We start from the raw sequence: 15063 nt of genomic DNA on the forward strand, positions 1-15063 counted from the left end.
CTTTGACAAGATGCCTCTTTTTTGCTAGAATAGCATCAATATGAACGAATGAGAAGGAGCTGACGCAGGATGTCGCTCCCTTTATCTATTTTATTAGGAGGAAATATGCTCATTAAAAAAATAAAAACCTATAAATGGCAAGCCTTGGCATCCCTAATGATGACAGGCTTGATGGTTGCGAGTTCGCTCTTGCAACCGCGCTATTTGCAAGAGGTGTTAGAAGCTTTGTTGGCCGGACAAAATGAGGCTATTTATAGTATTGGCGCTTGGCTGATAGGAGTAGCCCTAGTCGGTCTGGTTGCAGGTGGGGTCAATGTGACACTTGCAGCCTACATTGCTCAGGGAGTGTCTTCGGACCTTCGGGAAGACGCTTTTCGCAAGATCCAGACTTTTTCTTATGCCAATATTGAGCAATTCAATGCCGGTAACCTTGTCGTCCGTATGACCAATGATATCAACCAAATTCAGAACGTGGTGATGATGGCTTTTCAAATCCTCTTCCGTCTCCCTCTTCTCTTTATCGGTTCCTTTATCTTGGCGGTTCACACTCTTCCGTCGCTTTGGTGGGTGATTGTCCTCATGGTGCTCCTAATCCTTGCACTAACTGCCATCATGATGGGGATGATGGGGCCACGATTTGCTAAGTTTCAAACCCTTCTTGAACGGATCAATGCTATCGCCAAGGAAAATCTACGTGGTGTGCGCGTGGTCAAATCCTTTGTACAAGAAAAAGCACAATTTGACAAATTTACCGAGGTTTCTGATGAACTTCTCGGCCAAAATCTTTATATCGGTTATGCCTTCTCAGTTATAGAACCTATTATGATGCTAGTCGGCTATGGGGCTGTCTTTCTCTCTATCTGGTTGGTGGCTGGAATGGCTCAGTCAGATCCATCTGTTGTGGGCTCGATTGCTTCCTTTGTCAACTATCTCAGCCAGATTATCTTTACCATTATCATGGTTGGATTTTTAGGAAATTCTGTCAGCCGTGCCATGATTTCCTTGCGTCGTATCCGCGAGATTCTAGATACCGAGCCAGCAATGACCTTTAAAGATCTCCCGAACGAAGAGTTAGAAGGAAGTCTCTCTTTTGAAAATGTAACCTTCACCTATCCTAATGACGATGAGCCTATGCTGAAGAATGTAACCTTTGAAATTGCGCCTGGTCAAATGGTCGGTGTGGTTGGGGCTACTGGAGCAGGGAAGTCCACCCTAGCTCAGTTAATTCCACGGCTTTTTGATCCACAGGAGGGATCTATCAAGATTGGTGGCAAGGATATTCGAGACGTCAGCGAGGGAACCTTGCGTAAAACAGTTTCTATCGTCTTGCAACGTGCTATTCTCTTTAGCGGGACCATTGCAGATAATCTTCGTCAAGGAAAAGGCAATGCCAGCGTGTCAGAAATGGAACGTGCAGCACGGATTGCTCAAGCCAGCGAATTTATCGGACGCATGGAAAACAAATTTGAGAGTCAGGTCGAGGAACGTGGCACCAACTTTTCTGGTGGACAAAAACAACGGATGTCCATTGCCCGTGGGATTGTCAGCAATCCCCGTATCCTGATTTTTGACGATTCGACTTCGGCCTTGGATGCCAAGTCAGAAAGACTCGTGCAGGAAGCTTTGAACAAAGACCTGAAAGGGACGACAACCATTATCATCGCTCAAAAGATCAGTTCAGTCGTCCATGCAGACAAGATTTTGGTCTTGGATCAAGGACGATTGATTGGAGAAGGAAGGCATGCGGACTTGGTAGCTAGCAATGCCGTCTACCGCGAAATCTACGAAACACAAAAGGGAAAGGAGGAATAAATGAAAACAGTTCGATTTTTCTGGAATTATTTTAAAGTCTACAAGCTCTCCTTTGTCGTTGTGATTCTGATGGTTGCGATTGCGACGATTTCCCAAGCCCTCTTTCCAGTTTTTTCAGGTCAAGCAGTAACAGAGCTTGCTAACCTAGTTCTGGCTTATCAAAATGGAACTTCCGAACTAGCCTGGCAGAGTTTATCGGCTCTGATGCTGAATCTAGCTCTGGTTGTCCTTTCCTTGGTTGTGTCTAGCTTGATTTACATGACCTTGATGACCCGTGTGATTGCCGAGTCGACAAATGAGATGCGTAAGGGCCTTTTTGGTAAACTTTCCCGTTTGACGGTTTCTTTCTTTGACCGCCATCAGGATGGGGATATCCTTTCTCGCTTCACTAGTGACTTGGATAACATCCTTCAAGCCTTCAATGAAAGTCTAGTTCAGGTTATGAGCAATATTGCTCTTTACATCGGTTTGATTTTTGTCATGTTTTCAAAAAATGTGACGCTAGCCCTGATAACAGTAGCCAGCACTCCAGTGGCCTTTCTCATGCTGGTCTTCATCGTGAAAATGGCCCGCAAGTACACCAATCTCCAGCAAAAAGAGGTTGGAAAACTCAACGCCTACATGGACGAAAGCATTTCTGGGCAGAAAGCTGTTATCGTACAAGGAATTCAAGATGACATCGTAGCAGGCTTTGTGGAGCAAAATGAGCGCGTGCGCAAGGCAACCTTTAAAGGAAGAATGTTCTCAGGCATCCTCTTTCCAGTTATGAATGGGATGAGCTTGGTCAATACGGCTATCGTCATTTTTGCAGGTTCGGCTGTCTTGCTGAACGATCCAAGTATCGAAACAACGACAGCCCTAGGTTTGATTGTCATGTTTACCCAATTTTCTCAGCAGTACTACCAGCCGATTATCCAGGTAGCTGCGAGTTGGGGTAGCCTCCAGTTGGCCTTTACTGGGGCGGATCGTATCCAAGAAATGTTTGATGCAGAAGAAGAGATTCGCCCGCAAAGTGCACCTGCCTTTACGGAATTGCGAGAAGGTGTTGAAATCAGTCATATTGATTTCTCTTATGTGCCAGACAAGCCGATTTTAAAAGATGTTAGCATTTCAGCTCCTAAGGGGCAGATGATAGCAGTTGTCGGTCCAACTGGCTCAGGGAAGACGACCATCATGAACCTCATCAATCGTTTCTACGATGTGGATGCAGGTAGCATTTCCTTTGATGGCAAAGACATTCGTGACTACGACTTGGACAGTCTGCGAAGCAAGGTCGGTATTGTCTTGCAGGATTCGGTCTTGTTTAGCGGAACAATCCGAGACAATATCCGCTTTGGTGTGCCAGATGCCAGTCAGGAAATGGTCGAAGCAGCTGCTAAGGCAACTCATATTCATGACTATATCGAAAGCTTGCCTGATAAGTATGATACCCTTATTGATGATGAGCAAAATATCTTCTCAACTGGTCAGAAACAATTGATTTCCATCGCTCGGACCTTGATGACAGATCCTCAAGTCCTAATCTTAGACGAAGCGACTTCCAATGTCGATACCGTAACAGAAAGCAAGATTCAACATGCCATGGAGGCAGTTGTAGCAGGTCGAACCAGTTTTGTCATTGCCCATCGTCTCAAGACCATCCTCAATGCCGATCAGATTATTGTCCTCAAAGATGGAGAGGTTATTGAACGTGGAAATCATCACGAGTTGCTCAAACTTGGCGGTTTCTACTCAGAACTCTATCACAATCAATTTGTATTTGAATAAGAAAAAAGTTGTCCTCTTGGGCAGCTTTTTCTTGCCCCCTAAATTGTCAAATTAAGTTAGACTTTTCAAGTAACTCAGAAAAACTTGGTAGGGTGATTGATAATTCAATGATTTTCTAGGAATTCTATTTCTTTTATCAGCTATAGCTGATAAATAATTTTGAGAAATATTCGTAAAATCCATTTGTTTCGGTAATCCATTTCGTCTTAATAAGCCATTAGAATGCTCATTGAGACCTCGTTGACCGGGACATCCTGGATCCGCAAAGAAAATATCAATGTCATGTGCATTGGAAATAGATTTCCAATTAGAAAATTCTTTCCCACAATCAAACGTTATCGACTTAAAGAGATGGCTGGGAACTTGAGACAACCATTGATTGATGGAGGCCTCAATATCACTTGCTTTCCGTCCATTGGTTTTCAGTGTGATGATGGCTTTTGAGTAGCGTAAGCATCTTGCCATAAGAGATTAAAAGCCTGAGAGCCTATGCAAAAATCAGATAGCTGTAAATCTCTTTTAGCAAGGTTCTTTAGATCCTTTCTAGTCCAGCCCGCACTTTCCCATAAAAGCAGTTGCTTAGCTTGTTCATAACGTTTGTGCAAACCTGCTTGGGAAAATGGATAACTTCCTAAAATGTGCCACATAGACTCTCTCCTTTCAAAAGCTTATTATAACAAAAAAGGCAGTGAGACAGAAGCAGATTCTTAGTTAAAAATCACTTCTCTCACTTTCTTGTCGTATTCCATTAATCTTTATAGACAATATACATAAATAACCAAAAAACACCTAGGATTATTTTAAAATCCTAGATTTTTCCTGATGTGCTAAGAAATATTTTACGCAAATACAGATAATAAAGGCCAAGCAATTCTAGAACAACCAAATCAACGAAAAATTGCCAACCAAAAATCTGAATGCGATTCCTAAAAAGACTGGTCAATAGAATCAGCAGAGCATCTCCCCAGAAAGCAAGACCAGCCAAAGTAAGGGCTAATTTTCTTCTGAAAAAATAGAAAATCGGACTCAAGGTAGCAGCTAACAAATGGCTAAACCACACAATTACAAAGACAACAGGATAATGGCTAAAGTAAACCATAATAGCTGAATTATAATGTTCTGCAAAATAAGTCTGGTTACGCGTCATTACCATGACAAAATCATAGCAGCCTATCAAATTCAAGAAAAATATAAACACTGCAAAGCTAAGACCAAAGCCAGTAATTTTTTTCATTTCATTAACCCCATTTCTTCAAAAGATTGAATAAAAAAATCGCTCTTCAACAAGGCCAAGCCTTGATTGATATCACCTAAAACCATAAGGCTGTCGTCTTTTTGGATGTTAAAAATTTTTCTCGCTCGTACAGGAATGACGATTTGTCCCTTTTCACCAACAGTTACCGTTCCAAAAATATACTTCCCTTCTTTGGCTTTAGCAGCAAAAGGAGAGACATCCCCATTAACCAACTCATCTAAGCTGATATCAAAAATTTCTGCCAAACGACTTGAAGAAATAATATCCGGTAAACTGTCGCCCAATTCCCACTTACTGAGAGTCTGACGAGATACGCCTACTTTTTCAGCTAATTTTTCCTGAGAATAACCTGACTTTTTCCTTAGCAGAGCAATCGTTTTACTAATCATACTTTTCCTACCTCTTTTTCTAAACTCATTATAGAGCCTTCTTGTCCAATTTTCAAGCGCCTTTTATTGGCAAAACGAGAGTTTTTTTGTTAAAAATCATAGCAAAAAAGAAGCCCATCTGAGCTCTAGTACAAATACTAGAACTTTTTATATTCCTAATTCAATTTTTTTAACCCATAAAAAATACTTATCACGGTCTTTTAAAAAACATATTAGACAGCAGAGTGCTTGAATGATAAGATAGGACTATCGTTAGAAAATCGAAAGGAGCCCCATCATGGCTAGAACGGTTGTAGGAGTTGCTGCAAATCTATGTCCTGTAGATGCAGAAGGAAAAAACATTCATTCATCTGTATCTTGTAGATTCGCAGAGAGCATTCGCCAGGTCGGAGGTCTCCCCTTGGTTATTCCTGTTGGTGATGAGTCCGTTGTGCGTGATTATGTGGAAATGATCGATAAACTGATCTTGACAGGCGGGCAAAATGTCCATCCTCAGTTTTATGGAGAGAAAAAAACCATCGAGAGCGATGATTACAACCTAGTACGAGATGAGTTTGAACTGGCCCTCTTGAAAGAAGCTCTTCGTCAGGACAAGCCCATTTTAGCAATCTGCCGTGGTGTCCAGCTGGTCAATGTTGCTTTTGGCGGTACTCTCCACCAAGAAATTGAGGGACACTGGCAAGGTCTGCCTTTTGGAACATCTCATTCTATTGAAACAGTAGAAGGAAGCGTTGTTGCAAAGTTGTTCGGCAAAGAAAGCCAAGTCAATTCAGTACATCGACAAAGTATCAAAGACCTAGCACCTAATTTCCGTGTAACGGCTGTAGATCCTCGCGACCAGACGGTGGAAGCGATTGAGTCTATTGATGAGCATCGTATCATTGGTTTGCAGTGGCATCCAGAGTTTCTGGTCAATGAAGAAGACGGCAATTTAGAACTATTTGAGTACCTATTAAATGAATTGTAACGGTTAGAATATCTAGCCGTTTTTATTCGTTCTTTCAGATTTTTTGTATTTTAGCGTTTTTACGCAAACGTTTGAATTCTGATAAAAATTGGGCAAATTCAATAAAAAAACTTGAAAAAATCGAAGGTAAGCGTTATGATAGAAAAGAAGAAAAAATGGAGGAATATCATGTCACATATTAAATTTGATTATTCAAAAGTTTTAGATAAATTTGTAGCACCACATGAAGTGGAATACATGCAAGCACAAGTAACAGCAGCAGACGAATTGATCCGTAAAGGAACTGGTGCTGGTAGTGACTTTTTGGGTTGGTTGGACCTTCCTGAAAATTACGACCGTGAAGAATTCGACCGCATCTTGAAAGCTGCTGAGCAAATCAAATCAGACAGCGATGTTTTGGTTGTAATCGGTATCGGTGGATCTTACCTTGGTGCCAAAGCAGCTATTGACTTCTTGAACCACCACTTTGCTAACTTACAAACAAAAGAAGAGCGTAAAGCGCCACAAATCCTTTACGCTGGAAACTCAATTTCATCTACTTACCTTGCTGACTTGGTAGAGTACGTAGCTGACAAAGACTTCTCAGTAAACGTGATTTCTAAATCAGGTACAACAACAGAACCAGCCATCGCTTTCCGTGTCTTTAAAGAACTCTTGGTTAAGAAATACGGTCAAGAAGAAGCTAACAAACGTATCTACGCTACAACTGACCGCCAAAAAGGTGCTGTTAAGGTTGAAGCAGATGCCAACGGTTGGGAAACATTTGTTGTTCCAGATGACATCGGTGGACGCTTCTCAGTCTTGACAGCAGTTGGTTTGCTTCCAATCGCAGCATCAGGAGCTGACATCAAAGCCCTTATGGAAGGTGCGAATGCAGCTCGTAAAGACTACACTTCAGACAAGATTACTGAAAATGAAGCTTACCAATACGCAGCAGTTCGTAACATCCTTTACCGTAAAGGCTACGCTACTGAAATCTTGGTAAACTACGAGCCATCACTTCAATACTTCTCAGAATGGTGGAAACAATTGGCTGGTGAGTCAGAAGGGAAAGACCAAAAAGGGATTTACCCAACTTCAGCAAACTTCTCAACTGACTTGCACTCATTGGGTCAATTTATCCAAGAAGGAACTCGTATCATGTTTGAAACAGTTGTCCGTGTGGACAAACCACGTAAGAACGTGATCATTCCTACTTTGGAAGAAGACCTTGATGGGCTTGGTTACCTTCAAGGAAAAGACGTTGACTTTGTAAACAAAAAAGCAACTGACGGTGTTCTTCTTGCCCACACAGACGGTGATGTACCAAACATGTACGTAACCCTTCCAGAGCAAGATGCCTTCACTCTTGGTTATACTATTTACTTCTTCGAATTGGCAATTGCTCTTTCAGGTTACTTGAATGCCATCAACCCATTTGACCAACCAGGTGTTGAAGCATACAAACGCAACATGTTTGCCCTTCTTGGGAAACCAGGATTTGAAGAATTGAGCAAAGAGCTTAACGCACGTCTATAGTCTGTAATAGAAGAAAAGAGTGGCTTGTCCACTCTTTTTACTCTCTTTATTCGTAGACATTGGACTCAGGCGAGACTTGTGATATAATATAGAAAGCAAAAAGGCAGACGCCTAGAGACTTTATAGGAGAAACTATGTCAAAAGATATCCGCGTACGCTACGCACCAAGTCCAACAGGACTACTACACATCGGAAATGCCCGTACAGCATTATTCAACTACCTTTACGCACGCCATCATGGTGGAACTTTTATTATTCGTATTGAAGATACCGACCGTAAACGCCATGTTGAGGATGGTGAACGTTCACAGCTTGAAAATCTTCGTTGGTTAGGAATGAATTGGGATGAAAGTCCAGAAACTCATGAAAACTATCGCCAATCAGAGCGTTTGGAACTCTATCAAAAATACATCGACCAATTGCTAGCTGAAGGAAAAGCCTACAAATCTTACGTTACAGAAGAAGAGTTGGCAGCTGAGCGCGAACGCCAAGAAGCAGCTGGTGAAACACCACGCTACATCAATGAATATCTTGGCATGAGCGAAGAAGAAAAGGCGGCTTACATTGCAGAACGTGAAGCAGCTGGTATCATCCCAACTGTCCGTTTGGCTGTCAATGAGTCTGGTATCTACAAATGGCACGATATGGTCAAAGGTGATATCGAGTTTGAAGGTGGCAATATCGGTGGTGACTGGGTTATTCAAAAGAAAGACGGTTACCCAACTTACAATTTTGCTGTTGTGATTGATGATCACGATATGCAAATTTCTCATGTTATCCGTGGAGATGACCACATTGCCAACACACCCAAACAGCTTATGGTTTATGAGGCTCTTGGTTGGGAAGCTCCAGAGTTCGGTCACATGACTTTGATCATCAACTCTGAAACGGGTAAAAAATTGTCTAAACGCGACACCAACACCCTTCAGTTTATCGAAGACTACCGTAAAAAAGGCTATTTGCCAGAAGCAGTCTTTAACTTTATTGCTCTTCTTGGTTGGAACCCAGGTGGCGAAGATGAAATTTTCTCACGTGAGGAATTGATTAAACTCTTTGATGAAAATCGTCTCAGCAAGTCACCAGCAGCCTTCGATCAGAAGAAACTAGACTGGATGAGCAACGACTACATCAAGAGAGCTGACTTAGCAACTATCTTTGAGATGGCAAAACCATTCCTAGAAGAAGCAGGGCGTTTGACTGACAAGTCTGAAAAAATGGTGGAACTCTACAAACCACAAATGAAGTCAGTGGATGAAATTGTTCCATTGACAGATCTTTTCTTTGCAGATTTCCCAGAGTTGACAGACGCTGAGCGCGAGGTCATGGCAGGAGAAACCGTTCCAGTTGTTCTAGAAGCCTTCAAAGCGAAACTAGAAGCAATGACAGACGATGAATTTGTGACAGAAAACATCTTCCCACAAATCAAAGCAGTTCAAAAAGAAACAGGTATCAAAGGAAAAAATCTCTTCATGCCGATTCGTATTGCTGTATCAGGTGAAATGCATGGACCAGAATTACCAGACACCATTTTCTTACTCGGACGTGAAAAGTCAATTCAGCATATCGATAATATGCTCAAAGAGATTTCTAAATAAAAAGGACTTCCGATGGATACATGGGAAAAAATGTATGAAGAAGCACGAACCTTATTCAATCCCCATGAAGTTTCTGACTTTGTTTATGCTAACCATGTTGTTGCTGCAGTAGAAGCAGAAGATGGTCAGATCTTCACAGGATTTTGTATGGAGGGCACTTGTGGCGTTTTTCATCTCTGTGCAGAACGAGCAGCTCTCTTCAATATGTATCAATTTTCAGGACAAACTAAAGTTAAGAAAATCCTCGCCCTTCGAGATAAACCTCCCTACGGCGAAGGATCAGGTATGCCCTGTGGCGCTTGCAGAGAATTTCTCTTAGAATTGAATGCTGAAAATAAAGAAGCAGAGTTCATGATGGACTACAAAACAAGAAAAACAATCAAAGTTGCCGAGTTAATCCCATACTGGTGGGGAGAGGAACGTGCGACTAATTGGCAAGATAAATAGAAGGAGTCAGTTTTACTGGCTCTTTTCCCCTTATTTTTTCAGAATTTCGATAAAGAGGAAAAAAGTTCTTGACAAAGGGGAAAAAGTAGATATAATAGAAAGAGTTGAAAAGCTCAGGTCCGTTGGTCAAGGGGTTAAGACACCGCCTTTTCACGGCGGTAACACGGGTTCGAATCCCGTACGGACTATGAGTGTATCACAGGGACGAAAAAAGTAAAAAAGTTTCAAAAAAAGTGTTGACATAGGTTAGCAGCTGTGATATACTAATATAGTTGTCGCTTGAGAGAGATTGAGTGACAAAGACCTTTGAAAACTGAACAAGACGAACCAATGTGCAGGGCACTACAACTAATGTTGTAGTACTGAACAATGAAAAAAACAATAAATCTGTCAGTGACAGAAATGAGTGAGAACTCAAACTTTTAATGAGAGTTTGATCCTGGCTCAGGACGAACGCTGGCGGCGTGCCTAATACATGCAAGTAGAACGCTGAAGCTTGGTGCTTGCACCGAGCGGATGAGTTGCGAACGGGTGAGTAACGCGTAGGTAACCTGCCTGGTAGCGGGGGATAACTATTGGAAACGATAGCTAATACCGCATAAAATGGATTATCGCATGATAATCGATTGAAAGGTGCAAATGCATCACTACCAGATGGACCTGCGTTGTATTAGCTAGTTGGTGGGGTAACGGCTCACCAAGGCGACGATACATAGCCGACCTGAGAGGGTGATCGGCCACACTGGGACTGAGACACGGCCCAGACTCCTACGGGAGGCAGCAGTAGGGAATCTTCGGCAATGGACGGAAGTCTGACCGAGCAACGCCGCGTGAGTGAAGAAGGTTTTCGGATCGTAAAGCTCTGTTGTAAGAGAAGAACGAGTGTGAGAGTGGAAAGTTCACACTGTGACGGTATCTTACCAGAAAGGGACGGCTAACTACGTGCCAGCAGCCGCGGTAATACGTAGGTCCCGAGCGTTGTCCGGATTTATTGGGCGTAAAGCGAGCGCAGGCGGTTAGATAAGTCTGAAGTTAAAGGCTGTGGCTTAACCATAGTACGCTTTGGAAACTGTTTAACTTGAGTGCAAGAGGGGAGAGTGGAATTCCATGTGTAGCGGTGAAATGCGTAGATATATGGAGGAACACCGGTGGCGAAAGCGGCTCTCTGGCTTGTAACTGACGCTGAGGCTCGAAAGCGTGGGGAGCAAACAGGATTAGATACCCTGGTAGTCCACGCCGTAAACGATGAGTGCTAGGTGTTAGACCCTTTCCGGGGTTTAGTGCCGCAGCTAACGCATTAAGCACTCCGCCTGGGGAGTACGACCGCAAGGTTGAAACTCAAAGGAATTGACGGGGGCCCGCACAAGCGGTGGAGCATGTGGTTTAATTCGAAGCAACGCGAAGAACCTTACCAGGTCTTGACATCCCTCTGATCGCTCTAGAGATAGAGTTTTCCTTCGGGACAGAGGTGACAGGTGGTGCATGGTTGTCGTCAGCTCGTGTCGTGAGATGTTGGGTTAAGTCCCGCAACGAGCGCAACCCCTATTGTTAGTTGCCATCATTTAGTTGGGCACTCTAGCGAGACTGCCGGTAATAAACCGGAGGAAGGTGGGGATGACGTCAAATCATCATGCCCCTTATGACCTGGGCTACACACGTGCTACAATGGCTGGTACAACGAGTCGCAAGCCGGTGACGGCAAGCTAATCTCTTAAAGCCAGTCTCAGTTCGGATTGTAGGCTGCAACTCGCCTACATGAAGTCGGAATCGCTAGTAATCGCGGATCAGCACGCCGCGGTGAATACGTTCCCGGGCCTTGTACACACCGCCCGTCACACCACGAGAGTTTGTAACACCCGAAGTCGGTGAGGTAACCTTTTAGGAGCCAGCCGCCTAAGGTGGGATAGATGATTGGGGTGAAGTCGTAACAAGGTAGCCGTATCGGAAGGTGCGGCTGGATCACCTCCTTTCTAAGGATAAGGAACTGCGCATTGGTCTTGTTTAGTCTTGAGAGGTCTTGTGGGGCCTTAGCTCAGCTGGGAGAGCGCCTGCTTTGCACGCAGGAGGTCAGCGGTTCGATCCCGCTAGGCTCCATTGGTGAGAGATCACCAAGTAATGCACATTGAAAATTGAATATCTATATCAAATAGTAACAAGAAAATAAACCGAAACGCTGTAGTATTAAAAGAGTTTATGACTGAAAGGTCAGAAAATAAGGTTAAGTTAATAAGGGCGCACGGTGGATGCCTTGGCACTAGGAGCCGAAGAAGGACGTGACAAACGACGATATGCCTTGGGTAGCTGTAAGTAAGCGATGATCCAGGGATTTCCGAATGGGGGAACCCAACAGGTACTACCTGTTACCCACATCTGTTAAGGATATGAGGAGGAAGACGCAGTGAACTGAAACATCTAAGTAGCTGCAGGAAGAGAAAGCAAAAGCGATTGCCTTAGTAGCGGCGAGCGAAACGGCAGAAGGGCAAACCGAAGAGTTTACTCTTCGGGGTTGTAGGACTGCAATGTGGACTCAAAGATTATAGAAGAATGATTTGGGAAGATCAGCCAAAGAGAGTAAGAGCCTCGTATTTAAAATAGTCTTTGTACCTAGCAGTATCCTGAGTACGGCGGGACACGCGAAATCCCGTCGGAATCTGGGAGGACCATCTCCCAACCCTAAATACTCCCTAGTGACCGATAGTGAACCAGTACCGTGAGGGAAAGGTGAAAAGCACCCCGGGAGGGGAGTGAAATAGAACCTGAAACCGTGTGCCTACAACAAGTTCGAGCCCGTTAATGGGTGAGAGCGTGCCTTTTGTAGAATGAACCGGCGAGTTACGATATGATGCGAGGTTAAGTTGAAGAGACGGAGCCGTAGGGAAACCGAGTCTGAATAGGGCGCATTAGTATCATGTCGTAGACCCGAAACCATGTGACCTACCCATGAGCAGGTTGAAGGTGCGGTAAGACGCACTGGAGGACCGAACCAGGGCACGTTGAAAAGTGCTTGGATGACTTGTGGGTAGCGGAGAAATTCCAAACGAACTTGGAGATAGCTGGTTCTCTCCGAAATAGCTTTAGGGCTAGCGTCGACATTAGAGATTCTTGGAGGTAGAGCACTGTTTGGGTGAGGGGTCCATCCCGGATTACCAATCTCAGATAAACTCCGAATGCCAAAGAATTATGGTCGGCAGTCAGACTGCGAGTGCTAAGATCCGTAGTCGAAAGGGAAACAGCCCAGACCACCAGCTAAGGTCCCAAAATAATTGTTAAGTGGAAAAGGATGTGGGGTTGCACAGACAACTAGGATGTTAGCTTAGAAGCAGCTATTCATTCAAAGAGTGCGTAATAGCTCACTAGTCGAGTGACCCTGCGCCGAAAATGTACCGGGGCTAAAACAATTTACCGAAGCTGTGGATACCTTTATAGGTATGGTAGGAGAGCGTTCTATGTGTGGAGAAGGTGTACCGTGAGGAGCGCTGGAACGCATAGAAGTGAGAATGCCGGTATGAGTAGCGAAAGACAGGTGAGAATCCTGTCCACCGTAAGACTAAGGTTTCCAGGGGAAGGCTCGTCCGCCCTGGGTTAGTCGGGACCTAAGGAGAGACCGAAAGGTGTATCCGATGGACAACAGGTTGATATTCCTGTACTAGAGTATGTAGTGATGGAGGGACGCAGTAGGCTAACTAAAGCAGACGAATGGAAGAGTCTGTCTAAGCAGTGAGGTGTGATATGAGTCAAATGCTTATATCTGTAACATTGAGCTGTGATGGGGAGCGAAGTTTAGTAGCGAAGTTAGTGACGTCACACTGCCAAGAAAAGCTTCTAGCGTTTAAACATACTCTACCCGTACCGCAAACCGACACAGGTAGTCGAGGCGAGTAGCCTCAGGTGAGCGAGAGAACTCTCGTTAAGGAACTCGGCAAAATGACCCCGTAACTTCGGGAGAAGGGGTGCTGACTTTACGTCAGCCGCAGTGAATAGGCCCAAGCAACTGTTTATCAAAAACACAGCTCTCTGCTAAATCGTAAGATGATGTATAGGGGGTGACGCCTGCCCGGTGCTGGAAGGTTAAGAGGAGTGCTTAGAGGTAACTCGAAGGTATGAATTGAAGCCCCAGTAAACGGCGGCCGTAACTATAACGGTCCTAAGGTAGCGAAATTCCTTGTCGGGTAAGTTCCGACCCGCACGAAAGGCGTAATGATTTGGGCACTGTCTCAACGAGAGACTCGGTGAAATTTTAGTACCTGTGAAGATGCAGGTTACCCGCGACAGGACGGAAAGACCCCATGGAGCTTTACTGCAGTTTGATATTGAGTGTCTGTACCACATGTACAGGATAGGTAGGAGTCTAAGAGATCGGGACGCCAGTTTCGAAGGAGACGTTGTTGGGATACTACCCTTGTGTTATGGCCACTCTAACCCGGATAGGTTATCCCTATCGGAGACAGTGTCTGACGGGCAGTTTGACTGGGGCGGTCGCCTCCTAAAAGGTAACGGAGGCGCCCAAAGGTTCCCTCAGAATGGTTGGAAATCATTCGCAGAGTGTAAAGGTATAAGGGAGCTTGACTGCGAGAGCAACAACTCGAGCAGGGACGAAAGTCGGGCTTAGTGATCCGGTGGTTCCGTATGGAAGGGCCATCGCTCAACGGATAAAAGCTACCCTGGGGATAACAGGCTTATCTCCCCCAAGAGTTCACATCGACGGGGAGGTTTGGCACCTCGATGTCGGCTCGTCGCATCCTGGGGCTGTAGTCGGTCCCAAGGGTTGGGCTGTTCGCCCATTAAAGCGGCACGCGAGCTGGGTTCAGAACGTCGTGAGACAGTTCGGTCCCTATCCGTCGCGGGCGTAGGAAATTTGAGAGGATCTGCTCCTAGTACGAGAGGACCAGAGTGGACTTACCGCTGGTGTACCAGTTGTCTTGCCAAAGGCATCGCTGGGTAGCTATGTAGGGAAGGGATAAACGCTGAAAGCATCTAAGTGTGAAACCCACCTCAAGATGAGATTTCCCATGATTATATATCAGTAAGAGCCCTGAGAGAAGATCAGGTAGATAGGTTAGAAGTGGAAGTGTGGCGACACATGTAGCGGACTAATACTAATAGCTCGAGGACTTATCCAAAGTAACTGAGGATACGAAGCGTGAGGTTTTCTAATTATTTGATAGATATTCAATTTTGAGTAGGTATTACTCAGAGTTAAGTGACGATAGCCTAGGAGATACACCTGTACCCATGCCGAACACAGCAGTTAAGCCCTAGAACGCCGGAAGTAGTTGGGGGTTGCCCCCTGTGAGATATGGAAGTCGCTTAGCT

The 15063-nt window shown here is 44.5% G+C and carries 8 protein-coding genes, 2 tRNA genes, 3 rRNA genes and 2 pseudogenes; 11 read left to right on the forward strand and 4 right to left on the reverse strand.

The annotated features are described in order from the left end of the window. The first annotated feature begins 105 nt into the window (after positions 1–105). Both AC4ME5_RS08765 and AC4ME5_RS08770 read left to right on the forward strand, forming a co-directional pair. The gene (locus tag AC4ME5_RS08765; protein WP_491800531.1) at positions 106–1812 is read left to right on the forward strand and encodes an ABC transporter ATP-binding protein; all 1707 of its coding nucleotides are present in this window, start codon (positions 106–108) and stop codon (positions 1810–1812) included. Then, positions 1813–3579, forward strand: a complete 1767-nt coding sequence (locus tag AC4ME5_RS08770; protein ID WP_061588520.1) for an ABC transporter ATP-binding protein — start codon at positions 1813–1815, stop codon at positions 3577–3579. Positions 3580–3630: 51 nt separating this feature from the next. Here the strand turns inward: AC4ME5_RS08770 and AC4ME5_RS08775 are convergent. The 4 genes and pseudogenes from AC4ME5_RS08775 to AC4ME5_RS08790 form a co-directional block, all read right to left on the reverse strand. Further along, positions 3631–4029, reverse strand: a pseudogene (locus AC4ME5_RS08775) (IS30 family transposase); the annotation flags it as partial. Continuing rightward, positions 4014–4226 (reverse strand): annotated as a pseudogene (locus AC4ME5_RS08780) (DUF3114 domain-containing protein); the annotation flags it as partial. The pseudogenes AC4ME5_RS08780 and AC4ME5_RS08775, both read right to left, overlap by 16 nt. Before the next feature lie 161 nt (positions 4227–4387). Further along, entirely contained in the window at positions 4388–4813 is a 426-nt protein-coding gene (locus AC4ME5_RS08785) for a hypothetical protein (protein WP_007522645.1), read from the reverse strand. Continuing rightward, positions 4810–5223, reverse strand: a complete 414-nt coding sequence (locus tag AC4ME5_RS08790; protein ID WP_007522644.1) for a helix-turn-helix domain-containing protein — start codon at positions 5221–5223, stop codon at positions 4810–4812. The genes AC4ME5_RS08785 and AC4ME5_RS08790 overlap by 4 nt, the downstream gene beginning before the upstream one ends. A gap of 277 nt (positions 5224–5500) precedes the next feature. Between AC4ME5_RS08790 and AC4ME5_RS08795 the strand changes: the two genes are divergently transcribed. The 9 genes from AC4ME5_RS08795 to rrf all read left to right on the forward strand — a co-directional run bounded on the left by AC4ME5_RS08795 (position 5501) and on the right by rrf (position 15062). Beyond that, positions 5501–6190, forward strand: a complete 690-nt coding sequence (locus AC4ME5_RS08795; RefSeq protein ID WP_414344934.1) for a gamma-glutamyl-gamma-aminobutyrate hydrolase family protein — start codon at positions 5501–5503, stop codon at positions 6188–6190. Between the two features lie 168 nt (positions 6191–6358). Then, a complete protein-coding gene (locus AC4ME5_RS08800; RefSeq protein ID WP_000018247.1) occupies positions 6359–7708 on the forward strand; it encodes a glucose-6-phosphate isomerase in 1350 nt (449 codons plus the stop codon). A 134-nt stretch (positions 7709–7842) separates the two neighbouring features. Beyond that, a complete protein-coding gene (gene gltX, locus AC4ME5_RS08805) occupies positions 7843–9303 on the forward strand; it encodes a glutamate--tRNA ligase (protein ID WP_491800532.1) in 1461 nt (486 codons plus the stop codon). A 12-nt stretch (positions 9304–9315) separates the two neighbouring features. Continuing rightward, a complete protein-coding gene (locus AC4ME5_RS08810) occupies positions 9316–9750 on the forward strand; it encodes a cytidine deaminase family protein (protein ID WP_491800533.1) in 435 nt (144 codons plus the stop codon). Positions 9751–9866: 116 nt separating this feature from the next. Beyond that, positions 9867–9938 (forward strand) — tRNA-Glu (locus tag AC4ME5_RS08815). Between the two features lie 233 nt (positions 9939–10171). Further along, positions 10172–11720, forward strand: a 16S ribosomal RNA gene (locus AC4ME5_RS08820). Between the two features lie 51 nt (positions 11721–11771). Beyond that, positions 11772–11844, forward strand: a tRNA-Ala gene (locus tag AC4ME5_RS08825). 122 nt (positions 11845–11966) lie between these two features. Next, positions 11967–14870, forward strand: a 23S ribosomal RNA gene (locus AC4ME5_RS08830). A gap of 76 nt (positions 14871–14946) precedes the next feature. Continuing rightward, positions 14947–15062: ribosomal RNA gene (rrf, locus tag AC4ME5_RS08835) — 5S ribosomal RNA — on the forward strand. The 16S, 23S and 5S rRNA genes sit together here with 2 tRNA genes alongside, the layout of an rRNA operon. Position 15063 lies beyond the last annotated feature (1 nt).

The sequence above is a fragment of the Streptococcus sp. A69 genome (assembly GCF_058556195.1).

What these genes read in the sequence shown, in the direction of transcription:
- gltX (WP_491800532.1), top strand. Translation starts at nt 7,843, where the DNA reads ATGTCAAAAGATATCCGCGTACGCTACGCACCAAGTCCAACAGGACTA.
- AC4ME5_RS08800 (WP_000018247.1), top strand. Translation starts at nt 6,359, where the DNA reads ATGTCACATATTAAATTTGATTATTCAAAAGTTTTAGATAAATTTGTA.
- AC4ME5_RS08795 (WP_414344934.1), top strand. Translation starts at nt 5,501, where the DNA reads ATGGCTAGAACGGTTGTAGGAGTTGCTGCAAATCTATGTCCTGTAGAT.
- AC4ME5_RS08765 (WP_491800531.1), top strand. Translation starts at nt 106, where the DNA reads ATGCTCATTAAAAAAATAAAAACCTATAAATGGCAAGCCTTGGCATCC.
- AC4ME5_RS08810 (WP_491800533.1), top strand. Translation starts at nt 9,316, where the DNA reads ATGGATACATGGGAAAAAATGTATGAAGAAGCACGAACCTTATTCAAT.
- AC4ME5_RS08785 (WP_007522645.1), bottom strand. Translation starts at nt 4,813, where the DNA reads ATGAAAAAAATTACTGGCTTTGGTCTTAGCTTTGCAGTGTTTATATTT.
- AC4ME5_RS08790 (WP_007522644.1), bottom strand. Translation starts at nt 5,223, where the DNA reads ATGATTAGTAAAACGATTGCTCTGCTAAGGAAAAAGTCAGGTTATTCT.
- AC4ME5_RS08770 (WP_061588520.1), top strand. Translation starts at nt 1,813, where the DNA reads ATGAAAACAGTTCGATTTTTCTGGAATTATTTTAAAGTCTACAAGCTC.